Genomic DNA, 25,080 nt, shown 5'->3' on the forward strand with positions numbered 1-25,080 from the left:
GGTCAAACCACCCATGCGCCGTTGTGATACACCAGCTTGTCATCCAGGTAGACGCCTTCGGTGACGGCGAAAATATCGACGTGGTAGCGCGCATCCTTGCGCTTGAATTGCGGTTTTGCGTAGACGCCGTGCTTGGCGCCCAATGACAGATGGATGCCGCACATGCGTTCGAAGGTGCCGATGTCGTTGACCATCTGCTCGCGCGAAAAGGCGCGGTTCATGCCGAAGCCCAGTTCGCGCACCCACACTTCGCCTTCATGGGCGCGGATGATGTCCAGCATCGCCTCGAATTCCGGCGTCGCGTCGACGGTGCCAACCACGCGGCCTTTTTCGATCACCAGCGTGATCGGCTTTTCCGGCTGGTTGACCCTGAACGAGGTGTCGCCGAACACGAAGATGCGCACCCGGCCATTCACCGCTTCCAGGTCTTGCGCTTCGGTGAACACTTCGCCGAGCGGGAATTGGCCGCCGATATTGTTCATCCCGCTGTAGTCGCCGATGTTCAGCTTGGCCTTTTCAAACGGCGATGCAAAAATCAGTTGTTCGCCGCCGCTGTCGACCATGCCGTGCTGCGCGTGATCGATGCGTTTTTTCAAGGCGTGGCCGACGCCGCGGTAATACTCCGGGTCGTAGGCCAGCGAGGCGATGTAGTGCAAGCCCTGCACGCCGGGCATGCGCGACAGGTGCACGTGTTCGATCACTTTCAAGCCGCGCTTGAACAGTTCGATGCGGATGCGGAACGCTTCCAGCCGGAAGCTGGTCGACTGTATCAGCACCACCAGGCTGGAGGCCGGCAATGCGGCGAACGCGGCCAGCACGTGCTCCGGCGTCACCTGGTCGAAATCGATGAAGGTGGCGTGCGGCAGCGCGATGCGGTACGCCTCGGTCAGCACGATGTTGAGCCAGCTGCGCGTGTCGCACACCACCAGCGCCGGTTCTTGCGGCGTGTGCTGGATCGCCAGCGCCAGCAAGTCGCCGACATGTTGGGCCGCCATGGCCACCGCCGCGGTGCTGATGGCGTCGAGGCGGCTGCTGTCCGGATTGCTGTCGTCGATAGCTTGCGTCATGATGGTTGAGTGAGTGTCCTGGAGTGGGATGTTGCGGATGAGCATAGCCGTGCATTATAAAGCCTACTTGATGGCCGCAGCCCCAGCTTATCGCTTGTGGAGTGCTTTACGGCAATGTATTATTTGACAGACCGGCACGATGGCGAGACGATTGCCCGGGCTGGGCATTAGTTGCAGCGTCCGTGACAGTGTAACTCCGCAGCCTAACTCCACAGCGAGACATTTTGATGAGTGTGATTGGACAAGACATACCGATGGAGCGGCCCGATACGGATGGCAGGGCCGCCGTGTTCGTGCCATCGGCCCATGTCAAGGAAGATGTGCTGCTGACCATCCGCAAAGGCGCGGCGATCGTCGGTTTCGCCAATCATGACCGCACCATCACCGTGTATTTCGAAAGCAACCGCTTTGACGATCCGCTGCTGGCCAAGTGGGAACACAAGGCGCGCAAGGCGTACGACCGATTGATCGATAACGCGCCGACGGTGTCGAAGCTGAACGTCAGTCCCGACAATTTCGAGCAAATCGGCTACATCAACGGCAAGGGCATCACGATACGCCGCATGGAAAGCCTGAAACGCTGGCTGACTTATTCGGATGCGATGGCGTCTTGCCCGGACAGCGAACTGGTGCCGCGCACCGTGCTGGCCAAGGTCGAGGTCGGCAAGGTGTAAGCTCTTGCAACCGTGGGCGGCAGGCGCGCACGACAGGCGCGCATTTGCGCGGAGTGGCAAACGCAGGCAGAATCGTGGCCTTTTCGACATTATGGCGCCTGCCTCCGATGATACGACCGCTCTTGCCAGCATTCTTGCCCGCGCTGCTGCCTGTGCTGCTGCCGCTGCTCTTCAGTTCCATGCCGGCCCAGGCCGCCCCGTTCTACACCGGCAAGACCCTGGCCCATCCGGCCATCAGCGCTGCCCAGGATAGCGCTGCCGACATCGCCTTCATCAAGGAAAAGGATGGCGTCAACGGCTACTACTGCGAGTGCGCCGGCAGCAGTTCGAAACCTTTGCTGCTTGACAAGTTCGGCACTGCCGTCATCCGCTCCGTCTTCTATGCCGCGCTGGACAGGGAAGCCGACAACAGCGTGCAAACCATGCTGGTGCTGCTGCGCCAAGGCGACAGGAACGGTCTGCGCGCCTACCGCTACGAGCGCCATTCAGGCCGGTACCGGCGGCTCGATGATTTGCAGCCGGCGCTCGACCGCATTGCCGCGCAAGGTCTCCCGCCGAATGCGGGCCAGGTCAAGGCGGCGCTGGCCAGGCTGGCGCCGATGGATTACAGCGTCCAGCGGGGCAAGAGCGGCGATGCCGATATCGACGCCATCGACCATACGCTAGGCAGCGTGGTCGGCTACTACGACGACGAAGACAAACCCGTGGCCGCCGGCGACAAGCATGCCGTCACCTACAAGAAAAGCTTCCAGAAAAAGGGCGACCGTTATCTGACGGCCAGCTATACCCTGTATAGCGACCTGGATGCGGGCACGCTGCCCAACTACCGGCTGTGGCAAGTCACCTGGGAAACGGCGCCGCAGCAGTTCAGCGGCAGCGAAGAGGGGCCTGCCGTGATCTACAGCCGGGCCTGGGACGACGGTGCGGTGATCGAACGTGGCCAGTTCCGCAACGGCAAGCGCGAAGGCTTGTGGCTGCGCGATGGCATGCATGAAGGCAGGACCAAGGGCGGTTATGTGAATGGCTTGCCCGAGGGGCCATGGCATATCGAAAGCCCGCGGCAAACCGAGGATGGTCTGTACCGCAACGGTAAGCGCGAAGGCCGCTGGACGATCGCCAACTATGCGGATGAAGACGAAGCGACGGGCTTCGATACCTATGTCGCCGGTCAGCTGAACGGCCCCCATGAACGCAGCATCGGCGGCAAGTTGCGCGAACGCGGCGTGTTTGGAAACGGCACGCGCCAGGGGCCGTGGCTGACGGAAGAGGGGAGCGGCAGCTATGTGGATAGCCAGCGCGACGGGCCATGGAAGCTCAGGCTGAAGGACGGCGCCATGCAAAGCGTGCGCTACGTGAAAGGCAGGAAGCAGGGCGAGGTCATCGACACGGACGCCGAGGGCGCGCTGCGCCTGCGCGACCATTACCAAGCCGACGTGCTCGACGGGGCGCGCACGCGTTATCTGGGGCCTGCCGGCAAGGAAGTCGTGGTCTACACGGCCACCTTCCGCAACGGCCAGCTGGATGGCCGCGAACAGGCTTTCGACGATAGCGGAAAAATCCTGCGCCTCGATACGCTCTGGGACCATGGCAAGAAAAATGGCCTCGACGCGCGCTACTACCCGGACGGCAAGCCGGAGCGCCTGGCCGACATCCAGCAGGGCCGGCTGGCCACGCGTCTGCGCGACTACTACCCGGACGGCACACTGCTGAACGATATCCGCCGCTGCTACTTCACCGAAGATGGCCGCGAGCGCGATGGCGTGTGCGACTACCACCGCACCTACTTTCCGGACGGCACACCCGAGTACGACTATGTCTTTTTATATGGCGATCGCCAGCAAGGACGCACTTACTACAAGAATGGCAAGGTGCAGCAGGAACTGCTGGTCGACCGCGCGGCCGACACCTCCGTCTTCAATACCTATTATGAAAGCGGCCAGCTCAAATGCACGGAACCGCGCCGCGGCCACGGCAAGCGCACGGTGAATGGGCAAGCAATCCAAAGCTACGGCGCTGCCAGCCGGGATGGCGACAGCATCTGCTATCACCCGAACGGCAAGATGTCCAGCATCCGCAGCTACAGCAAGCGGCTGGCCCTCAATTGCGGCAAGCAGTTCGACACAGCGGGCAAGCAAACCTTCCCCGGTCCGGAGGGCTGCCCACCGGTCAGGAAAGTACCGTTCATCTTCGGCGAATAGTCCGGCAAGTCATGATTGGCTACACCACGATGATGCTGGCCTGCGCCTTCAGCGGGCAGGGCAGGCTGTCGTCGAAGGTCAGCTCGATCGCGCTGGCGACAAAAAAACCGCCGATATGCTGGGCCGCGATTTCCGGCGGCGTGCCGGGCTTGGTCAGGTTGACGTCTTGCGCAAAGATAAAGATGCGCCACACGCCATGGACATCTTGCCCTTGCTGCAGCAGCAAGCGGTAAGCCCGCTTCAGATCGAGGTCGGCGGCATAGGTGCCGTCGTTGGCGCCCGGGTCGAAACCGAGGCCGTCGTCGGTCAGCGGCTCGACAAAATACAAGCCTTGCGGCGCCTGGAACAGCACAAACGCATACAGTTCATTGCCCTTGAACAGGCTGCCATCGGTTTTCTGGAAGCGGCTGCGCACCCACAGCGGTTCGAGGGCTGGCACCACCGGCGGCGTTTCGCTGGTCACCGGCCCGGCGACATGGAGGTTGACCTGGGTTTCGCTGACCGCGTGATGATAGGCGGCGCCGCTGGTGTAGCGGTCGTAACTCCAGCTGATGTCGGCCGTATAGGGCACTCCCGCGTTCGGCGCTTCCGGCAAGCTCCATTTAGCGACCACCCGCTCGCCGAGCGTCAATTCGCCTGGCGCCGGCGGGGTTGCTTCCTGGCCGCGCCAGAACGGATCGGCCGCGTCGGAACAGGCTACCACGAGCGCGCCGGAAGCGATCGCCGACGCCACCCCGGCCACGGTGAATTCCGGCTGGCCGGAACCGGCGCCCTTCAGGTCGCAGCAATGCACGCTGGGATCGGTTTCCTCGAACGTGCCGCCGACGCTGAAGCTGGCCTTGCCCGCTCCCTGGGCGGCGGAAATGAGGGCCACCAGCGCCGCGATCAGCAGGATCAGGATCGCCAGGATCTTCCACCACGGGTCGGCAAACGGCAGTTCGCCATGCACGCCCGTGTAGGCGGGATTCGGCGTCCACACCATCGTCAGGCCGGTCGGCACCACCGGGCCGTAACCGGGCGGGCAGCGGCAATCCCGGCCCTCGCCGCCGGTGCCGCCCCAGCGCTTGCCCGGCAAATGGCCTTGCAGGTTCGACACGTGCAAGGTGCCTTCCTCGACGGTGCAGGTATAGCTGTTGGTGGCGCTGTTGAAACGGGTTTCGGCGACGAACATTTGCTGGATCGAGCGGCGCGACGTAAAGCCGTCGGCTTGCGCGACGAAGCTGACCAGCGGCTTGCCGGGCGCCGCATGCTGGAAGTTGGCGTCCCACGTCACCAGCATCGCGGCGCCGGCCGGGATGCTGGCAAAGAAAAAGGTGCGCGCCACCGGGACGATGCCGGGATCGCCGACGCTTTCCAGGTAGACGGTGACATTGCTCAGCGGGCTGGACGACATATTGGTGATGTGGGCGGCGATGCGCAAATTGTAGATGGCGTTGTCGAAGATGCCGTCCGGCAGCATGATATTGGTGACCGGCTCGATCGCGAACGGCCGCGTCAGCACTTGCAGTGGGGTGGTGCTCATGGCGCTTGCTCCTCATGGGGATTGACGATGAGATAGGTCACGCCGCCCAGCAATTTCTTGTCCTGGCGTTCCAGCACGCGCAGCAATTGATATTGGCCGTACGGCAGCTTGCCGGCGCGCACACTCAGGTACACCGCCGTGGAGGTGCCACGCGGCAGCTCCACGGTCAATTCCTGCGCCCCCTCCTTGGGGTTATTGTCGCCTTCGCCGCCGCCATCCCCGCAATGCGCCTCTCGGCTGAGCCATGCTTCCACCACGGCTTGCGTGGCCGGCGTCAGTTTTGCCAGGCCCAGCGCTTCCAGCAGGCGCGGGTCGATGTCGCCGCCATATTCCAGCGCCACCTGGACCCGCTTCGGCGCGCGCGGCAAGGCGTTGACGGCGAGCGTCAGCAGGCGCGCGAACCTGGCCGCCAGCACGATGTCGACATTGTGCTGGGCGATCTGTTCATGCGCGGTCGGATCGAATACGTAGCCGTTGGGCAGCGGATCGGGGATCGGATTGATGTCGTTGGCGCCATGGGCCACCGCCAGCAGGCATTCGTGGCCATTGTTGACGATCACCGGCAGCCATGGCACCAGGCAGAGCACTTCCTGGGTCTCGCCGGGCGCCAGGTCGGCGAAGGCCGAGCCGATCTGGGTCGCGTTGCCGACCGCGATCTGGGCGCTCGGGTCGGCCCAGTAAAAGTCGATGCGGACGCCGTTGGCCTGGCTGTTGCCGCTATTGGCCACCCGCGCCCACAGGTAATTGGTGGTGCCGGCGATGGGCGCGCCGGGCGCGCCGTTGGGATCGCTGCCGGGAACAACCCAGATGTCGGGGCTGTCCCACCAGTACGGCGAACCGTCGTGGATGATCAGGTGTGCGGACATGATGTGCTTTCTTATCAGTGTGAATCCAGCCTTTCCAGCTTAGGACGCGATCCGGCGATCGGTTTGCGCCACCTCAAAACTCACGCTGCTCAAAAGCGTGGTTTTTTGATCCTAAACTTGGTCAATGTGGAAACCCGGTTAAAAGCTATTATTGATAGTTGATTACTATTTTCGGCAAAGCGCCAGGCCGGCCTGTTTTTAAGCGCCGCGTATCGATTTCCCTATGGGAATGGGCATGAAAAGTCACGCCGCGGACGCAACTTGCGTTATTATTGGATTGGTAATGGAGCCTCGCGGCGCGAGTTTTTCACGGTATTGCAAGTTTTAAATCCGGTGCCTTCCTCCGCTTTTTAAATTTTGCTAATGCCAGGTATGGATCTGGATTGAATAGCAACATGGCATATAGATGGGAAACGAGCGATAGCGTTTGGCTGGAAGATGAGCACAGCGGCCAGTTCACACTGACCAGCAGCAAGGGCCTCGGTTATATCGACTGGGCCAGCCTGGCGCCCAACCGTTTCCCCGATGTGGCGCAATTATTGGGCGCGGCGCTGCCGGGCGGCTGCACGCACAGCCACATCTATCCGGAAGGTTTTGCGTTTTGCCCGTCTTGCGGCAAGCCGCTCGATACCAGCCCGGTATCGGCGGCCGGCACGCCGCCGGCCTGGTGGGGCGCGACCAGCGCGCTCTTGCCGGCCAGCGCTTATTCCTTGCCGAAACATGTGCCGCATGGCTTGACGATCACCGCGCTGCCGCTGGCGGCCGCGCTGGAAACCCGCCCGCCGGAGCCGGAAGTCGGCATGCACGATGTGCGCATCCCGAAACCGCCGAATGTGCCTTGCGTGTTCGCCGCGTCGCATTTCGGTTTCAAGGCGCAGCGCCTGCTGGCGCTCGCTTACAGCCGCGACGTGCTGCAATACTGGGACCCGCTGATGTCGAGCTGGCACATCATCAGCGGCGAGGACGGCGCCGCCGACCTGAAGTTCAGCGCCTCCGAGTATGCCTGGCTGCCGGCCACGTCCGGCCGTCCCGGCGATGTGGCGCTGGTGCCGACCGGGCAGGGACTATACCGCCTGACGATCAACCCGGTCGGCGAAACCTACCGCACCGAACTGGTGTTCGCCGCGCCGCTGGCCGCCGCGCCGGGCGCCGTGCTGCGCCATATCGCCTGTCCGTATGTCGACGACGACGGCAGCATCGGCATCTGGAGCGCCAGGTCCGACGCGTCCGGGCAAGAGTTGAGCAAGGTCGGCGCCGCGCAATTGTTGGTGCCGCAAGCGGGCTGGCTGGCGCCGCTGAGCTACGATGAACGGCTGATCTGGCTGCACGCCGAAGGCCAGTTGATCTGGCAGGCCGGCACCGATCCGCTGTGGCTGCGCTGGCCGCAGGGCTGGAGACCGCGCCTCAATTTCGGCGGCGCGACGCAAAGCCGCGATGGCCGGCTGTGGCTGGCCGGCCACGATGGCGTCAGTTATTCATTCCTGGAACTGGGCCGCGACAACGGCCAGATCGAGCGCATCGATGGCGCCCGCCTGGGTTTCGGCAAGCTGCTGTTCCGCCGCGGCCACCAGGTCAAGGGCGATCCGTGGGATAGCGAAAACGTCGAAGACCACAGCAAGAACGACGCGCTGGTGCTGCCGCTGATGCAGAATTTCATCGCCGACCGCGACGAGCCGACCGGCCTGGTGCTGCGCATCGACCGCTATACCGGCAAGGCCGAGGCGGCGCTCGATGGCGGCCCGTTGGGGGGCCCGCTGGGGGGCCCGTTGGGGGGCCGCACCTTCATCGAATGGATAGGCTTGCGCAACGTGATCCTCGGCGAAGTGATCGGCATGAGCCATCCGGCCGACTGCGTCCCCTTCGTCTACGACAATCATTTGTGGCTGCACCATCCGAAATGGAATGAAATCCGTGGCTGGCACTTGAAGGCGCTGGTCTGATGCGCCCCATCCTGGCAAGCCGGGCCGCCGGGCTCGGCATCGTGTGGTACGCTGCGGCTGCGGCGGGATCGGCGCTGGCTGCGCCGGTGTCGCAGGTATTCCTGGTGCAAAACTCGGGCTGGATGGAGCCGTTCTATACCGACCCCAGCTCGCAATACAAGGCGCTGGTGACGGAGGTGGTGATGGCCGCGACCCAGGCCGACGACTTGATGGTGCTGGCCTCGTTCAACCAGGGGCTGCCGGGCGCGCCGTCGCCGAAAGCGTTGCTGGCCGAAAAAGTGGTACCGCAGACGCAGCGCGCGCAACTGGCCCGCGTGCTCGACAGCCTGACTACCAGCAAGAAGCCGGGCAGCAATGCGCTGGCCGACACCGACCTCGGCGAAGCCGTCAGCGCCGCCATCGGCAGCGCGCTGAACCACAAGCCGGGGCTGGTCTGGCTATTCACCAATAACAAGAACAGCCCGAATAACGACCAGGCCACGGCGCTGCGCAACCGCGAGTTTTATACGCTGATACACCACGGCGCCGACATCAAAAAGGCGCTGGCCTTCCCGTTGAAAATGCCGGTGAAGGGCGAGCGCTACAGCGCCAACGGCCTGATGGTGTATGTATTCGCCATCCAGGACCAGGGCGCGCGGCAATTGGACGATTTATTGCGTTCCGGCCGCTTGCAAAAAATCATTACCGAAACGCCGGCCCGGCTGAAACCGCTGGACCAGGATACCGTGCGCCTGTCGCCGACCAGGGTCGAAGGCGCGCCCGGCGTTGAGTTATCGATGGCGCCGAACGGCATGCTGCGCGCCGACGTGCAGTCGGACGCCAGCGCGCCGAGCGCGCGCATCCACTGGAAGCTGGAAAACGCGATTTATCCTTACACCATCAGCAATGCCCACCTGGCCGCGCGCTCGCTGCTGGCCGGCCAGGACCAGCCGATCGCGCTGGGCAGCGACCAGGTCAGCGCGCTGGCGCCGGGCAAGGGCTTGCCGCTGTCGTCGGTGATGCAACTGCCGGTGGGCAAGCTGCCGGGAAAATGGTCGACGGCGGCGATTGCGTCGGCCGGCTCGGCGGTCATCTTGCCCGGTTCGATACAAGTGCAATTGAGCGAACAGTCGCTGGAATTGTCGCAGGCCTTCACGCAGCGCATGGGCGACTTGTTCCCCGGCGATCCGCTGCCCGACATCTTCACGCCGCCCAGCCAGGTGCAGGGTTCGCGCGCGGTGCTGCCGATCCAGGTGCGGGTGCATTATGGCATGGCGCCGCTGCTGACGCTGATCGCCGCGCTGCTGGCCTTGCTGGCCGCCGGCGCCGTCCTGCTGATGGCGCTGACCCGTTCGCGCCGGGTGCAAGTGACGGTCGAGGGCGAATTGCGCACGCTGCATGTCAAGGCCGGCGGCCGCCAGCCCTTGTATGACAAGGCCGGCAACAAGGTTGCGGAATTGAAAACCACTTTATTTGGCAATACACTGACGGACTTGCGCGAAGGCGCCCAGGTTCGTCTGGGCCGTTGACGCTTTATCCAGGAAAATACCATCATGTCCAATACAAATAATCCGCGCACCATTTTGCTGGCGCAAGCCAATACCGACCCGGGCTTCAAGGTGCCGGGCGCGGCCAGTGCATCGGCCAGCGCCAGCGCCCAGTCCGACGCGGCCGCCGCCAATGCCGGCATCGAAGTGGCGCAAACGCCGCTGGACGGCGCGCCCGTCACCGATACCTCGTCGCGCGAGCTGGCCATCGGCGGCGGCATTTTTATCGTGCTGCTGGTGATCTTCTTCTTTGTCCGCAATGCGTATTCGAACCAGCTGGTGCGCAAGCGCGTGGCGCCGTCGTCGGCCGAATCGTCGGGCTGGCTGCTATTCGTCGGCATGTCTTTTGTCGCGGCGGCGGCGGTGCTGGCGCTGATGAATCCCGCTAAATTCCTCAGCCTGGCCGTCACCGGCACGCTGCTGGTGGTGGGTCTCGGCTCGCTGATCGGCGCATTTTTCGCCGGCCGCCGCTAATGACACCTCGACAAACCTGCTGCGCAGCCCACTTCCGGGTCTGGGTTGCTCGCTGACTCGGCGTCCCCGTACCTCCGTACAGCTGCGCTACTTGACCCGGCATTGAGCTTGCTCGCGACGGTTTTTCGAAGTGTCCTCAAGCCGGCCCATTCACCGTTCACCGTTCAGCGTTCACCGCTTACCGCTCATTCGCGAAAGATATTCATGGCAGATTTCCCCAGTTCAGGCGCCGAAAAAAAGGCTGAATTAAAAGTCGATTTACGGCCCACGCTCTTCATCGGCGCCGGCGGCACCGGCATGGAAGTGATGATGCGCATCCGCCGCCGCATCCTGTCGGAAGTGTGGAATCCGCACAATCCGACCCGCGTCGATTCGATCGGCCAATTCCCGGTGGCGCGCTTTTTGCACTTCGACCTGGACAGCGGCGCGGTGATCGACAGCGGCAAGTCGCAGCGCACCGACCCGTGGTATTCGCTGGTCAAGATGAGCGATGAGGAACGCCTGATCGAACATATCGACTTGCAGCAGTACCACGAATCCGACGACAGCCTGGCGCGTTTTCCGCTGATCGAAAGCTGGATGCCGCTGCGGCCGAAAAAACTGCGCTCGCTGGGCATCGACCCGACCAAGGGCGCCGGCCAGATCCGCGCCATCGCGCGGCTGTACCTGTACGATAAATATCCGAAGCTGCGCAGCCGCATCAAGGGCGCGCTCAATTCGCTGAGCAGCAACGCCGGCAATGAGCGCAAGGAAGATTACCAGCGGCTCGGCTTGCGGGTCGATACGTCGAAGTTCCGCATCGTCGTGATCGCCTCGTGCGCCGGCGGCACCGGCGCCGGCAGTTCGCTCGACATGGGCTGGATCGCCAAGGCCGTCGCGCGCGAGGAAGTGTCGAGCAGCCAGGTCGACCTGGTGATGTTCCTGCCGTCCGGCTACGCCAAGGCGAACAAGGAGCGCACCGAAGCGAACGCCTACGCCACGCTGATGGAGCTGGAAACGGCGATGCGCGACATGAGCGCGCAAGTCAAATGGGCCGACCCGGACAGCCTGACCGGCAAGGGCGCGCCGTTCGACGACGTGTATTTCGTCGACACCGCCAACCTGTCGAACAACGCCACCCAGGACGTGCGCGATGTGTACCAGATGGTGGCCGATTCGCTGTTCGAGGATTTCGCCTCGGCCGACTTCGCCAACAACAAGCGCTCGATCGCCGTCAACCAGCAGCAGCACAAGCTGGGGCCGTTCAATCCGCGCGTGCCGGAACAGCGTTTCGGCGACATGCGCCTGTCGTATTCGCGGGTCTATTCGGCGTTCGGCCAGGCGGTGCTGGACACCCAGCAAAACCTGCGCGAAGACATCCGCGCGTATGAATTGTCGGGCCTGATGGTGAAAGCCTTCTTCGGCATCATCGGCAGCGACGGCAAGCCGGCGCGCCGCGCCGGCGACACCGAACGCGACATGTTCATGCGCGAGCACATGGCGATGAGCGAACATCCGTTCGACCGATTCCCCGACTTCAAGAAGGGCACGGTCGACATCACGCCGTTCCAGGAATACGCACTGACCGACCTGCTGCTGATGGACAAGGACGAGCGCTCGCTGCTGGAGCGGGTCGAGAGCAAGGTGCAGCTCGAAATCGACCGCATCATGGGCGCCTACGAACTCAATATCTGGCGCGAAAAGGTCGCCGAACTGCTGCCGCAGCTGGAACGCGACGCGATCCGCGAAGCCGGCGCCACCGCCGAAACCAGCGAAGACCGCATCAAGCGCCATACCGTCGAACTGCTGACGCGGCTGAAGGGCCGCGCGCGCGACCAGCTGTATGCGCTGCTGGACGACCGCAAGCAGGGCGGGCTGGAATTCGTGCTGTCGCTGCTGGAGCAGGTCAAGGCGCGCATTGCCCAGCGCGACCTGGTCACGGTGGAGCGCAACGGCAAGCGCTACCGCGACATCCGCGACGCGCTGCGCACCCGCCAGGTGGAAGAATCGCTGGCCAACCTGGGCCAGGCGGCCGGCAAGTTCTTCGGCCGCGACGCCCAGGCGCGCGAAGTGATGGGCCACTTGAAGCGCGACATTTCCGACTACCTGCGCTTCCACATGCGCGCCGTCGCGGCCGCGCAAGCCAGCGAAGTGCTGATCTCGCTATCGAGCTGGCTGGGCGAAACCAAGTCGGTCGACGACAACGGCCAGGCGGTGTGGAGCGGCGTGGCCGGCGAATTCCAGGATGGCCGGCGCTGCGTCGAGGCGATGCTGGCGGCGGTCGACCAGCGCATCGACCAGTTGCGCGCCGATGCGCGCCACGAACATGCGACCTACATGAAACTGGCCAGCGACGCCTTGCCGGAACCGGTCCAGCTGACCGGCGACATCAGCAGCTGGAGCGAGGAAGTGCTGCTCGAATTCGGCGGTTCGTCGCGCTTGTTCCCGCAATTGGGCGATGAAGCGCTGCGCGCCTCGCTGCTGCTGAAACTGTTCCGCCGCGCGCAAGTGCAGCTCAGTTCCCGCAGCGACGACGCGCCGCAGGCCGATCCGCTGCTGGAACGCCTGTCGGCGATGTCGCCGCAAGAGCGCCAGCGCATTTTCAGCGAATGGATCAAGAGCGCGATGCCGTGGGTGAACGCGCGTTTCAGCGCCGAATTCACGCCCAAGGAAGACCAGTTCAAATGCTTCATCGGCGTCGGCGACGCGGCCGCGTGGGGCAAGATGCTGACCGAAATCAAGGCGTCGGTGCCGTCCGACCATTTCAAGGGTGACTTGATCAGCCTGGTCAATTCCGGCGTGCCGGGCCGCGCCGTGTGCTACATCGAACTGTCGGGCTACCCGATGACGGTGCTGCGCGGCTTGCCGACCTGGCGCACCTCGTACCAGATCGAAAACCCGAAAATCCCGACCCACCTGCATTTCGATTCGACCCGTTTCCGTCACCCGATCGTGCCCTCGATGGATGAGCTGAACCGGCTGGCCGACGATTACGAATACTTCCTGCAAGCGGTGGCGCTGGGCGTGATCAGGCGCAAGCCCGACTTGCAAGACCGCGAGGCGCTGTTCCAGCCGCGCGGCCAGTACCTGTTCGAAGTCGAAGCGGGCTCCGGCGAATGGCTGCAGATCGGTAATGAATTCGCGATCCGCTCGAACGGCTTGCCGTCGTATTACCGCAACCAGGTGGTCAGCGCGGTGCAGCAGCGGCTGACCCGCATCGGCGCGGCGCAAATGATGTTATTGGCCGAATTGATGCGGCATTACCAGTTGCGGGTCTATGAACCGAAGCTGGAACGCGATGAAACGGGCGCCGAAAAAGGCTCGCCGTCGCTGCCGAACATCACCGCCAAGCGGCTGCATGAAGCGTGGCTGAAGCGGGCGCTGGCGATGAATCCGGCCTTCAGCCACGACACCCTGCTGCGCGCGCGCGACATAATGCCGAACTGGAGCGAGCAAGTGAGCGATTCGTCCAGCGACGCTTACCGCTGGGAAGTCGAGAAAGTGGTCGACAAGCGCGTCATCCGCGCCGAATACCTGGCCAATGAAGCGGCGGCGGCCGGCGTGTTCGCCGCGGCACCGGCTACCGCACCGGCTACCGCGCCTGGAGTGGCGCCGCAGGCCGCGCCGCTGCGTCCGGCGGCCGTAGCGGGCGCCAGCTATAAAGTGTTCCTGAACAAGGTGCAGCATGGCCCGTATTCGTTCGACGAATTGGCGGCCCGTATCGGGCGCGGCGAAGTCGAGCCCTCCACCAAGATCTGGAATATGGTCTGGATACCGCGTGTCGATCAATGGAAGGTGGCGGCTGAAATGTCCGAGTTTGCCGCTTTGTTCGCCGCCGATATTCCTGATCCGGATGACGAGATTCCCGATCCGGAATGAGCTTAAAATGACGCGGGCCGCGCTGTGCATTGCAGTGTGGCCGGGGTCCTATCAAGAAACAAGGTCATGTTGTGGTTGATGAAGTAAATTACCGTTGCATTCATGGTGCTTGCCAGCGGGCTTTGCCGCGGCAGGCATCGTTTTGCCCTTTTTGCGGCACGCCGCAGCATGGCGCGAGCGCAGCGCCGCCGGTGCCGCAGCCGGTTCCCGCAGCGCCGCCGGTGCGGCAGCCGGCCCCGGTTCCGGCCCCGGTTCCGGTCCCTGTCCCTGTAGCGGCCGAAGCGGCGCCGCAGCCAGCGGCCGAACCTGCAGCGCCTCCCGCGCCGGCGCCGGCAACACCGAAGCCGGCACCGGCCGCACCAAAGCCCGCCGCGCCTGCCAAACCCGCCGCGCCATCCAGGCCGAGGCCGCCGGTACGCAAGCCGATACGGCTGCGCACCTGGGTCATGTCGCTGATCGCGCTGGCGGCGGTGTGGCAGTTCGTCAAGCCCGGCCCTGGCGACTCCAGTCCGCCCAACCTGGGACCGCGCCTGGACAGCGCGCTGGTGATGACGGCCGATTGCAAGCTCGACGAGGCACGCAAGGAACTGGCGGAGCTGAAAACCGCCCATGCGACGCCGGAACAGTTGAAACGCCTGCAAAAGGCGATCAACGACAATGGGCCGCCGTGCGAGCAAAAACGCTTGCGCCGCAAGGCCTGGACGGAAGCCGAACCGGCCATCAACGCGGCCTTGCAAATCGATGCGCTGGACCGCGCCGCCAGCCGCCTGGCCGCCTTTGTGCGGCGCTGGGACGACGGTCCGGAGACGCGCAAGGTCGCCGACAAGATCGACCTGCGCAAGGCGCAGGGCTTGCTCGACGAGGCCGAGACCTGCCTGGCCAGGTCCGATCGCGGCTGCCTCGAAAACCGCCTGATCGCCGCCGAGCGCTACAACCGTCCGGAACTGGCCGGGCGCATCAGGACCCTGCGCGAGGCCTTGTCGAACTTGCTGGCATCGACCTTGCTGGGCGGACATACCGTATCGGCCGCGCCGGCGCAGCCACCCCAGGTATTGAACAGCGAGCCGCCGCGCCAGGCGGTGCCGGCGCCGTCGCGCGTAATCAGCACGTCCCCTGCCGCCGCGCCGGCGGTCGGCCAAAGCGCCCAGCAGGCGCGCAAGATATTGAGCGATGCGGAACGTGAGCTGGGTCAAGGGAACTATAAGAGCGCGATGGACAAGGCCGATATTTGCGCCACAATGATCGACGCGGGCAACCGCGAATGCCTGGCGCTGAAGCAAAAAGCCGAGCGCCTGAACCGCGACATGCTGCGCTGCGTCGCCAACGGTTCCGACTGGATCAACGATCGTTGCAACTAACTCGATAAGAACAGGGGAAAGAACATGAAAAAAACCACCATCATCGCCATGGCGGGCGTGCTGTTCGCCAGCGGCTGCGCGACCCAGAACGGTGGCGGGACATTGGGCGGCGGCGACAGCAGCGGCGGCAGCGCCGCGCAAAATACCGCGGTCGGCGCGGCGGTCGGCGCGGTGGCCGGTTGCGCGCTGGCGCGGGTGCTTGGCAAAAGCTGCGCCGACGGCGCGGCCATCGGCGGCGCGCTGGGCGCGGCGATCGGCTGGTCGACCTATTCGGAAAAAGTGGCCACCGCACAAACCGTCAACGCCCAGGCCAGGCGCGAAGGCCTGGCGGTGCCGGCCAATGAAATCCGCCTGAAGGATTACCAGTTGCGCCCGTCGTCGTCGGTGGCGCAAGCCGGCGGCGCGCCGCTGCAGGTGGTTGGCGACATCCAGCTGTACGGCCAGTCGCGCCGCGTGCCGGAGGTGGTGCAAAGCATGACCTTGTATAAAAACGGCCAGAAAGCGTCCGACACGCCGCAAATCGCCAAGGTCGAAAAAGTCGACGGCGCCGGCCAGTACCGCGCCATCGGCGTCTACAAGATCCCGCGCGGCATGGAGCAAGGCCAGTACAGCGTGCAAAGCGTGCTGACCATCGATGGCCGCGAAGTGGCGCGCCGCGACGCCGGCTTCCAGGTCGCGCTGCGCGACGGCCGCACGGTGCTGCTGGCGCTGAACTGACCGCGCAGGCAGTTATTCCAGGCGCTGCATCTGCACCGCCACGCCCGACAGCACCGCATTGCCGGACAGCGGATCGCGCAGGTTTTCATCGAGCAGCGCATTCAGGTTGACGCCCGGCCGTGCGCTCGCCAGCGTGGTCCGGGTGCCCGCCAGGTCATGGCCCCAGCCATGCGGCAGGCTGACCACGCCCGGCATCATGTCGGCGCTGATTTCCACTTGCACCGCGATTTCCCGCGCGCCGTTGCGTATCAGCGCCTGGCCGCCTTCGCTCAGTTGCAGCCTGGCCGCATCGTCCGGATGCACCAGCGCCGTGCAGCGGTAGGCGCCCTTGGCCAGCACCGGCAAGTTGTGCATCCAGCTATTGTTCGAACGCAGCTGGCGGCGGCCGATGATGACCAGCGGCGGCGCCGGCGTGGCCAGGTCGGCCGCCACCCGCCGCAGGTCGGCCAGCAGCATCGCCGGCGCCAGTTCGATCTTGCCGGAAGGCGTGCGCAGCGCTTCCGGGATGCGCGCCGTCATCGGCCCCAGGTCGATGCCGGACGGCGCCGCCTGCAGCGCGGCCAGCGACAGGCGGTACGGGCCGTCGCGCAGCGCCAGGTCGAGCAGCCGTTCCGGTCCGCGCAGCGCGCCGGCGCTGCGCCGCGCCTCCGGCGCCAGCGCGGCGTCGTCGAGTTGTTCGATATCGGCGCCGGCGCCATGTCCGCCGACGATCGCGGCGATGCGCAGCAGGCTTTGCCATTCATCGGGCTGGCCGTCGGTGCGCTCCAGCACCGGCGGGCTGTAGCGCGCATGGTTATGATGTGAAAACTGGCTGAAGGTGACGTCGTAGTGGCTGTCTTCCAGCGGCGACGGGCCGGGCAGTATCACGTCGGCGTGGCGCGAGGTTTCGTTCAGGTAGATATCCAGGCTGACCATGAAATCGAGCTGCTGCAGCGCCGCCGCCAGCCGCGCGCCGTTCGGCGCCGACAGCACCGGATTGGCGGCGATCGCGATCAGCGCCCTGACCTGGCCGGGACCGGGAACATCGATTTCTTCGGCCAGGCAGGTGATCGGCAATTCGCCGGCCATTTCCGGCGCGCCCGAGACCCGGCTGTGATGCCGTCCGCTGACGATGCCGCGGCCGCCGCCCGGCTGGCCGCGGGTGTTGGCGGCGAACGCGGCCGCTTTCGGGAACATCGGACCGCCTGGCGCATCGAGGTGGCCGGTCAAGACGTTCAGCACGTCGATCAGCCATGAACACAGGGTGCCGTATTGCTGGGTGCAGGTGCCGATGCGGCCATAGGCGGCGCCCGCGCCGGCGCCGGCCAGTTCGCGCGCCAGCCGGCGCATGGTGGCCGCATCGATGCCGCAGCGGGCCGCCATCTGTTCCGGCCGGTACGCGCCGACGGCGCCGGCCAGCGCCTCCAGTCCATTGATGTGCGGCGCCAGCCGTCCCGGGCGCGCCAGTCCCTCGTCGAACAGCGTGTTGACCAGGCCGAGCAGGAAAAACACGTCGCCGCCGGGGCGGATGAAATGGTGTTCGTCGGCCACTTCGGCGGTTTCGCTGCGGCGCGGATCGATCACCACCAGCTTGCCGCCGCGCGCGCGCATGGCCTTGGCCTTGCCGCGGAAATCCGGCACGGTCCACAGGCTGCCGTTCGACACCATCGGATTCGCGCCCAGCATCAGCAGGTAGTTGCAGCGTTCGATATCGGGCACCGGCACCGACAGCCAGCTGCCGAACATCAGGCCGACCGACAGCATTTTCGGCACCTGGTCGATGCTGGACGCGGAAAACAGCTTGCGCGTGCCGAGCGCCTTGGCCAGGCGCGGGTAATACAGCGTCAGGCCCATCTTGTGCGAAGTTGGATTGCCGAGCACGCTGGCCACCGCGTCCGGCCCATGTTGCGCAATGATGGGCGGCAAGCGTGCTTCGATTTCGGCGTAAGCCTCGCTCCAGCTGGCTTTTTCAAAGACGCCGTTGCGCTTGATCAGCGGCGTGCGCAGGCGGTCCGGGTCTTCGTGCAAGTCTTTCAGGCCGATGGCTTTCGGACACAAAAAACCTTTGCTGAAGACGTCGGCCTGGTCGCCCCGGATGCGGCCGACCTTGCCGCCGTCGACTTCGATTTCAAGGCCGCAGCTTGCTTCACAAAACGGGCAGATGCGGCGGACGACGGCGGGCTGCGGCATGGCGATCCTTTAAAGAATAAAATCGAACGATCGTTCTATTGTCAATAGAAACTGCAATCTTGTCAACTTGGGTTTTAGAACCTATCCCAGTAGAGAGAGTCGCCGGATGGTTGCTCATCAGCAGCGCGGGCAAGGCGCGAGAAGGACGCATGGCGAGCCCTGCTACGACGAGCAACGAAGATCCATGCTGTTGAGGGGCTGTCAGCCGGCGATATATTCTCTGCTGGGATAGGTTCTTATGTGCGCCAGCGTACGTACTAAAAGAAAGATAACGGTTATTCTGCGGCCTGATCCATGGTTTTTAGATAACAACGAAAGGGAATATCATGAAAGCAAGCAAAAAAGTAATGGCGTTGCTGGCGGCAGGCTTGATGGTCGTATCGCTGGCCGCGTGCCAGAAAAAGGATGACGTCACCGATAAAGGCCCGGCCGAAACCGCGGGTCAGAAGATCGATGAAACCGCCGCCAAGGCCAACCAGGAAATCAAGGATGCGGCCGACAAGGCGAGCACCGAACTGCACAATACCGCGCAGGAAACCGGCGCCAAGATCGACCAGGCCGGTGAAGACGCCAGCAAGAAGCTCAATGACGCGGCTGAAAAAGTCGGCGCCAAGGTGGAAGCCGCCGGCCAGAAAATCCAGGATGACGCGGCGGCCCGCAAACAGCAGTAATTCAGCCAGCTGCCCTCTCAGGCTCCGGCGCGCTTGGCGCCGGGCTTGAGTATGATCACATTGTCCGGTACTGCCAGCAGGGCATTGGCCGGCGGCGGCTGCTCCGGCGTGCCGCCCAGCACCACGCTGAGGTCGACAAAGCCGGCGCGCCACGCGCGCTCCAGGTCTTGTTCGACGGCTTCCATCGACGTGTGCTGGAAATTGTCGAAGCGGCGCACGCCATAGGCCCGGTTGCGGCCATGCGACTTGGCCAGGTACAGCGCCATGTCGACCAGGTTGACCGCCCGTTCCCACGGCAGCGGCTGGTCCAGCGGTATCAGCGGATACGGCGCATAACCGAGCGACACATTCACCTGGATCTGATGTTCCTGGTAGTCGATGACTTGTTCCGAAATGCCGTTCAATACCCGGCGCGCGATGTCGTCGACGCCGCCGCGCGGCACCGCCGGCAGGAACGCCAGAAACTCTTCGCCGCCCCAGCGCACGATCATATCGGTTTCGCGCAGCAGCACATGCAGGCAATCCGAAATGGTCTTCAATACCAGGTCGCCGGCCGCATGGCCGTAGCGGTCGTTGATATGCTTGAAATGGTCGACGTCGAGCAGGAACAGCGCGCCGACGATATCCTCGCCGGACACACCGCTGCCGCGCCGTTCCGGCTGGTGCTTGTGGCCGCGCATGAATTCCTGGAAATGCCGCCGGTTATACAGGCCGGTCAACGGGTCGCGCGCGCTTTGCTGCTTCAATTCCTGGTTCTTGACGTGTAATTGCACGTTGGCGTGGCGCACTTTCCGGTACAGCAAGCCGATCACCGCCGTCACCAGCGTGAACACCAGCGCCAGCAGCCACCAGACGCGCTGTTGCAGGCGGCGGTTGTCCAGTTCGGCGCTCTTGACCTGGTTTTCGCGGCTCAGCAATTCGATCTGGCGCTGCTTCTTTTCGGCCTCGTATTTTTCCTGCAATTCATAGACGGCTTGCTGGCGCTGCTGCTGGAACAGCTCGTTTGAAATCGCCCGTTCGCGGTGGTAGGCGGCCACCGCGGCGCCCATGTCGCCGGCCCGTTCCAGCGCCGCGCCGTATTCCAGCAGGGTCGCCTGGAGTTCCGGTTTGCTGCCGGCCTTTTCATACACCGCCAGGCCGCTGGCAAATACCTTCTTGCCCTCGGCCAGGTGGCCGGTGCCGATCAGGGCCTGGCCGATATTGATCCTGGCGGTCGCTTCGATGGCGTTGTCGTTGATGATGCGCGCGGCGGCGATGGCCTGGTTGGCGTATTGCTGGGTCTTGGCGTAATCGTATTGCTTCAGATAGCTGTCGGACAGGTTGACCAGCGTGTTGGCGATCATGCCCTTGGCGTCCAGCTTGCGCTGCAAGTCCAGCACCACCAGCAACGCCGACAAGCCCCGTTTCGGCTGCCGCGAATCGAGCGACAAGGTGTATTCGGTGGTCTTGGCGATGGCCATGCGTCCCGGCGATTGCAGCTTGGCCGACACGTCCAGCAATTCGTCGAGCACCACGAAACCCTTGTCGTACTCATGCATCTGCTTGTACAGCACGGTCAGCGCGTTCAGTGCGCTGGCCAGCGGGCCTTGCTCGTCGATTTCGCGCGCCAGGTCGACCGCGCTTTGCAGCTTGAACAGCGCGGCCGGGAAGTTGCCCTGTTCGGCGCGCGCCTGGCCCGAGGTGATCGCCGCCTGCACCCGCAGCGGCAAGTCGGTGGTGCGGTTGGCCAGGGTTTCGCCCTCGAAGGCCAGCACGTGCGAGGCCTTGCGTTCGCCCATCGAAAACAGCACATACGCCTTGGTCAGCAAGCCCCTGGCCATGGTCGCCGGGTCTTGCTGCAGCCTGGCGTAGGCGATCAAATCCTCGGCCAGGGCCAGCGCGCCGGGCTTGTCGCCGATGCGCATCCTGGCGATGCTCAGTTGCGCCATGAATTCGCCGCGGGTGGCCGGCGGCGCCGCCATCGCCTCGCTTTCCACCTGCTGCAAATCGCGCAGCGCCCGGTTCGGCGCAAAGCGGCTTCCTTCGCGCGCGGCACTGATGCGCCGGTCGATTTCCGATTCCGCCTGGGCCAGCCATGGCGCCATGCAGGCGGCGGCCAGCAGCCAGCGTGATCCATGCAGGGCAAGCGTATGCGCAATACCAATCAATCTGCCGTCTCCAGGAGTTCCGCACCGCTGTTGCGATGAATATATGCAAGGAATTATATTCTTGTTGCAACCAGGAAAGATTGTTTTCTATAGCCTTTTTTATAAAAAGTCACAAAATGATCAATATAACAACAGAAAGCTGCCTCAGTAGAGAGCGGCGCCTGATGGGTGCTGTTGATACGCCGCTGGCTCACGCTGCGCCGGCCTCTCCCGGCGCCAGTTGCTGCAGCAAATACAGGCGCTGGTACAGGCCGCCGTCGATCTGCATCAGCGCGTCGTGCGGCCCGGCCTCGGTGATGCGGCCATGGTTCAGCACGATGATGCGGTCGGCCTCGCGTATCGTCGACAGGCGGTGCGCGATGGCGATGATGGTGACCTTGCCGCGCAACTCGTTGAGCGCGGTTTGCACGATTTGCTCGGTCTGGCTATCGATGCGCGACGTGGCTTCGTCGAGCAGCAGGATGCGCGGCTGGCCGGCCAGCGCGCGGGCGATCGCGATCAACTGTTTTTGTCCCGACGACAGCCGCGAGCCGCCTTCGCCGAGCGCCGTGTGGTAGCCGTGCTCCAGCGCCATGATGAAGTCGTGCGCATGCGCGGCGCGCGCCGCCGTCTCAATCTCGGCCTGCGAAAATCCCCGGCCCATGTCGATGTTTTCGCGCGCCGACGCGGCCAGCAGGAACGGGTCTTGCGGCACTAGTCCGACGTCGGCGCGGAAGTGCTCGTTGTCGATCGCGTCGAGCGCGATGCCGTTGATGGCGATGCTGCCGTGGCGTGCCGGATAAAAGCGCAGCAGCAGCGACAGCAGCGTCGACTTGCCGCTGCCGGTATGGCCGACGATGCCGAAGAACGCGCCTTGCGGAATCTGCAGCGACAAGTCGTGCAGCACGGTCTGGTTATCGATATACGCGAACGACAAGTCGCGGATATCGACCGCCGGCACCGAACCGTCGTTGGCGCCATGGCGCGGCGCCGGCGCGGCCTTGCCGGCCAGGTGTTCCGGCGCGCCGGCTTGGTCGAGCAGCGCCGACACGCGCGCGGTGGCCACCACCGATTGCTGCAGCTGGCTGAATTGGGTGGTGATCTGGATCAGCGGTTCGATCACCCGCGCGATATAGCTGATGAAGGCGTACAGCACGCCGACTTCGATCGCGCTGATGCTGCGCTGGCCGAAGCTGAAGATGACCACGGCCAGCAGCACGATGTTGAGCAAGTCCAGCGCCGGGCGCAGCAGCCAGGCGTTGGCGCGCAATTCATGCATGCGCGCTTCGTAATGGTCCTGGTTGACGCCGCGGAAGCGGAGCCCGAAGCGCAGCGCCGCATTGTTCGCCTGCAGCACGCTCATGCCGCCGATCGATTCGGCGATCTGGCCATTGATTTCGCTGCGCAGCGCGCGTGCCCGGGTGACTGCCGGCGCGCTCCAGCGCTGGTACAAGAACACGATCAGCAGCACCGCCGGCACCAGCGCCAGCACGATCAGCATCAGGCGCCAGTCCAGCCACGCCATCGCCGCCATGGTGCCGACCAGCACGATGGAATTGTCGAGCATGACGAACAGCACTTGCACATACAGCGACTTGACGGCTTCGGTATCGTTGGTGACCCGGCCCACCAGCTGGCCGGTGATGGCGCGGTCGAAAAAGCTCATCGGCAGGCGCAGCACGTGGCCGTAGACGGTTTCGCGCAGCCGGCGCACCGAGCGCATCGCCAGGCCGGACAGGCGCAGCAATTGCAGGTAGCGCAGGCCGCTGGCGATCCAGCCGGTCAGCAGGCAGCCGGCCAGCAGCAGCGCCATGCGGGTCCAGTCGAGGTGGCGCGGCAGCAGATGGTCGTCGATCAGTTTTTTGCCGAGGATAGGCCCGGAGACTTCCAGCAGCGCGGCCAGCACCAGCCACATGCTGGCCCAGCCGAGGTGGTGCAGATCCGGCTGCGCGGCGCGGCGCAGCAGCGCGACCGCCTGGCGCGCCTGGCCGCCCGCCGAGGCCGGCGCTTTCTTATGATTGGTTTGCTGGGTGTCAGAGCGCATCGAGGCTGGCCTCCAATTGTTGATAGCGCCATTGGCTGGCGTACCAGCCGTCTTGTGCCATCAGGCTGTCGTGGTTGCCGGTTTCGGCGATGCGGCCGTCGCGCAGCACCAGGATCAGGTCGGCGTTGAGCACCGCGCTGAGGCGGTGGCTGGCGATGATGGCGCTGCGTTCCGGGCGGTTCCGGCGCAAGTCATCGAGGTGCTGCAGGATTCGCGTTTCGGTGCCGGTGTCGACCGCCGACAAGGCGTCGTCGAGCAGCAGCATGGCGTTATCGGCCAGTAGCGCGCGGGCGATCGCGACGCGCTGGCGCTGGCCGCCGGACAGCGTGATGCCGCGCTCGCCGACGTGGGTCCGGTAGCCGTCGGGGAACAGCAGGATATCGTCGTGGATATCGGCCAGGCGCGCCGCCTGTTCGACTTCCTGCTGCGTCGCGTCGGGCCGCGCCAGCGCGATGTTGCTGGCGATGGTGGCCGAGAACAGGAACGATTCCTGCGGCACCCAGCTGATCGCCGCGCGCAGCGCCTTTAATGTGTAGGTATCGAGCGGGTGGCCGTTCCAGCGCACCTTGCCGGCGTGCGGCGTCAACTGGCGCAGCAGCACCCGCAGCAAGGTCGACTTGCCGCTGCCGGTGGCGCCGACCAGTCCCAGCGTCTGGCCCGGCTGCAAGGTCAGCGTGATGTCGTGCAGCGCGTCGGCGCCCTGGCCCGGATAGGCATAACACAGTCGCTGCATGGACAAGGGGCCCGCTATCAATTGTTCCAGCGTGCCGTGGTCGTCGATCACCAGCGGCGCATCGAGCATCGGCTGCAAACGGGCCCACGCGGCGCGGCCCCGCTCGATCAGCGACAGCACCCAGCCGGCCGCGAACATCGGCCAGATCAACTGGCCCAGGTACATCGAAAAGCTGGTCAGCGCGCCGATGGTCAGCTGGTGCTGCCACACCAGGTAGCCGCCCAGGCCCAGCGTCAGCGCGCTGGCGGCGGTCAGCGTCAGGCCGACCGCCGGTTCGTAGGCGGCTTCCCAGCGCTGCGCCGTCAGGCTGGCGCTGGCGGCGTGGCCGGCCAGCTCCGAGAATTGCTGGCTGCTGCGCTGTTCCAGTCCCAGCGCGCGCAGCGTGCGCACGCCCGACAGCGACTCTTGCACATGGTCGTTCAGCGCGCCGAAGCGTTTCAGCGAATCGGTCGAGGCGGCGTGGATATGGCTGGAAATACGCCAGAACGCCAGTCCCATCAACGGAAACGGCAGCAGCGCGATGCAGGCCAGGCGCCAGTCGACGCCGAGCAGCATGACGCCAAGCACCATCACCAGCGTCAGCATGCCGTCGAAGCCGGCCAGCATCGCTTCGCCGGCCGCCATTTCAATCGCATCGATATCGTTGGTCGCCAGCGCCATCAGGTCGCCGGTGCGCTGGCCCTGGTAAAACGCCGGGCCTTGCAGCGACAGGCGCTGGTAAAAGCGGGTGCGCAGCATCACGCCGAGCTGGTAGGCGGCCTTGTACAGCGTGGTGCGCCAGCCGACCCGCAGGAAATAGATCGCCACGCCGATGGCCAGCAGCGACGCCAGTTCCTGCCACAGGTCGTTGCCGCCGAGGCGGTGCGCGGCCATCGCGTCGATCATCGCGCCGATTTTTCGGGGAACCCAGACGGTCAGTGCAGCGACGCCGCTCAGCATGACGGCCGCCGCCGCGTAGGCGCGCCAGTGCTGGCGCACGAAGCTGGCGATTAGCTTCGATAAACTCATGAAATACCTTTGTGTATATGGGACGTCGCGCTGCGGAGGGACAAAACGCGCGTACGGGAACAGGCGTAGGATACAACATGCTCCGCAAGCTCGCAGCAGGGACTGCTGTCCGTGCTGCTGGCAGGCACC

17 protein-coding genes are annotated in these 25,080 nt (G+C 64.6%); 9 read left to right on the forward strand and 8 right to left on the reverse strand.

The features are described from left to right. Nucleotides 1-2 precede the first annotated feature (2 nt). On the reverse strand, nt 3-1,067 hold the full coding sequence (locus GJA_RS04895) for a M29 family metallopeptidase (protein ID WP_038489347.1): 1,065 nt from the start codon (nt 1,065-1,067) through the stop codon (nt 3-5). 227 nt (nt 1,068-1,294) lie between these two features. On the opposite strand from GJA_RS04895, the gene GJA_RS04900 reads away from it, so the two are divergent. Together GJA_RS04900 and GJA_RS25990 are read left to right on the forward strand one after the other, a co-directional pair. Beyond that, the gene (locus tag GJA_RS04900) at nt 1,295-1,741 is read left to right on the forward strand and encodes a hypothetical protein (protein WP_038489350.1); all 447 of its coding nucleotides are present in this window, start codon (nt 1,295-1,297) and stop codon (nt 1,739-1,741) included. 107 nt (nt 1,742-1,848) lie between these two features. Beyond that, nucleotides 1,849-3,939, forward strand: coding sequence for a toxin-antitoxin system YwqK family antitoxin (locus tag GJA_RS25990; RefSeq protein ID WP_144241426.1), 2,091 nt, complete (start codon nt 1,849-1,851; stop codon nt 3,937-3,939). A gap of 19 nt (nt 3,940-3,958) precedes the next feature. Here GJA_RS25990 and GJA_RS04910 read toward each other — a convergent pair whose 3' ends face one another. Together GJA_RS04910 and GJA_RS04915 are read right to left on the reverse strand one after the other, a co-directional pair. Beyond that, complete coding sequence (locus GJA_RS04910; RefSeq protein ID WP_038489353.1) at nt 3,959-5,461, reverse strand: hypothetical protein; 1,503 nt, start codon at nt 5,459-5,461, stop codon at nt 3,959-3,961. Continuing rightward, a complete protein-coding gene (locus GJA_RS04915) occupies nt 5,458-6,327 on the reverse strand; it encodes a hypothetical protein (RefSeq protein WP_038489356.1) in 870 nt (289 codons plus the stop codon). The genes GJA_RS04910 and GJA_RS04915 overlap by 4 nt, the downstream gene beginning before the upstream one ends. Nucleotides 6,328-6,722: 395 nt before the next feature. On the opposite strand from GJA_RS04915, the gene GJA_RS04920 reads away from it, so the two are divergent. The 4 genes from GJA_RS04920 to GJA_RS04935 all read left to right on the forward strand — a co-directional run bounded on the left by GJA_RS04920 (nt 6,723) and on the right by GJA_RS04935 (nt 14,125). Next, the gene (locus GJA_RS04920) at nt 6,723-8,267 is read left to right on the forward strand and encodes a hypothetical protein (protein ID WP_038489359.1); all 1,545 of its coding nucleotides are present in this window, start codon (nt 6,723-6,725) and stop codon (nt 8,265-8,267) included. Then, nucleotides 8,267-9,775 carry a hypothetical protein gene (locus tag GJA_RS04925; protein ID WP_038489362.1) on the forward strand — a complete coding sequence of 503 codons (1,509 nt, stop codon included), beginning with the start codon at nt 8,267-8,269 and terminating at the stop codon, nt 9,773-9,775. The genes GJA_RS04920 and GJA_RS04925 overlap by 1 nt, the downstream gene beginning before the upstream one ends. Nucleotides 9,776-9,799: 24 nt before the next feature. Further along, a complete protein-coding gene (locus GJA_RS04930; protein WP_051780323.1) occupies nt 9,800-10,267 on the forward strand; it encodes a hypothetical protein in 468 nt (155 codons plus the stop codon). 204 nt (nt 10,268-10,471) lie between these two features. Continuing rightward, complete coding sequence (locus GJA_RS04935) at nt 10,472-14,125, forward strand: tubulin-like doman-containing protein (RefSeq protein ID WP_038489364.1); 3,654 nt, start codon at nt 10,472-10,474, stop codon at nt 14,123-14,125. A gap of 100 nt (nt 14,126-14,225) precedes the next feature. On the opposite strand, the gene GJA_RS04940 is transcribed toward GJA_RS04935, so the two are convergent. Beyond that, complete coding sequence (locus GJA_RS04940) at nt 14,226-14,612, reverse strand: hypothetical protein (protein WP_038489367.1); 387 nt, start codon at nt 14,610-14,612, stop codon at nt 14,226-14,228. Between GJA_RS04940 and GJA_RS04945 the strand changes: the two genes are divergently transcribed. Next, nucleotides 14,572-15,483, forward strand: coding sequence for a hypothetical protein (locus tag GJA_RS04945; RefSeq protein ID WP_038489370.1), 912 nt, complete (start codon nt 14,572-14,574; stop codon nt 15,481-15,483). The two genes, GJA_RS04940 and GJA_RS04945, sit on opposite strands and share 41 nt — an antisense overlap. A 24-nt stretch (nt 15,484-15,507) precedes the next feature. After that, nucleotides 15,508-16,200 (forward strand): hypothetical protein, encoded by a 693-nt coding sequence (locus GJA_RS04950; protein WP_038489373.1) that lies wholly within the window; start codon nt 15,508-15,510, stop codon nt 16,198-16,200. 12 nt (nt 16,201-16,212) lie between these two features. On the opposite strand, the gene GJA_RS04955 is transcribed toward GJA_RS04950, so the two are convergent. Further along, nucleotides 16,213-18,369, reverse strand: coding sequence for a molybdopterin-dependent oxidoreductase (locus GJA_RS04955; protein ID WP_038489375.1), 2,157 nt, complete (start codon nt 18,367-18,369; stop codon nt 16,213-16,215). Between the two features lie 326 nt (nt 18,370-18,695). Here GJA_RS04955 and GJA_RS04960 point away from each other — a divergent pair, with 326 nt between their 5' ends. Beyond that, nucleotides 18,696-19,040, forward strand: coding sequence for a hypothetical protein (locus GJA_RS04960; RefSeq protein WP_038489377.1), 345 nt, complete (start codon nt 18,696-18,698; stop codon nt 19,038-19,040). A gap of 17 nt (nt 19,041-19,057) precedes the next feature. Here GJA_RS04960 and GJA_RS04965 read toward each other — a convergent pair whose 3' ends face one another. The 3 genes from GJA_RS04965 to GJA_RS04975 all read right to left on the reverse strand — a co-directional run bounded on the left by GJA_RS04965 (nt 19,058) and on the right by GJA_RS04975 (nt 24,951). After that, nucleotides 19,058-21,187 (reverse strand): tetratricopeptide repeat-containing diguanylate cyclase, encoded by a 2,130-nt coding sequence (locus GJA_RS04965; RefSeq protein ID WP_339325648.1) that lies wholly within the window; start codon nt 21,185-21,187, stop codon nt 19,058-19,060. Between the two features lie 190 nt (nt 21,188-21,377). Continuing rightward, nucleotides 21,378-23,210: an ABC transporter ATP-binding protein gene (locus GJA_RS04970; protein WP_051780327.1), complete on the reverse strand. Its 1,833-nt coding sequence runs from the start codon at nt 23,208-23,210 to the stop codon at nt 21,378-21,380. Next, nucleotides 23,200-24,951 carry an ABC transporter ATP-binding protein gene (locus tag GJA_RS04975; RefSeq protein ID WP_038489378.1) on the reverse strand — a complete coding sequence of 584 codons (1,752 nt, stop codon included), beginning with the start codon at nt 24,949-24,951 and terminating at the stop codon, nt 23,200-23,202. Before GJA_RS04975 ends, GJA_RS04970 begins: the two co-directional genes overlap by 11 nt. Nucleotides 24,952-25,080 lie beyond the last annotated feature (129 nt).

Origin of the sequence: Janthinobacterium agaricidamnosum NBRC 102515 = DSM 9628, from assembly GCF_000723165.1 — a bacterium.
Classification (GTDB): Bacteria; Pseudomonadota; Gammaproteobacteria; order Burkholderiales; family Burkholderiaceae_D; genus Janthinobacterium; species Janthinobacterium agaricidamnosum.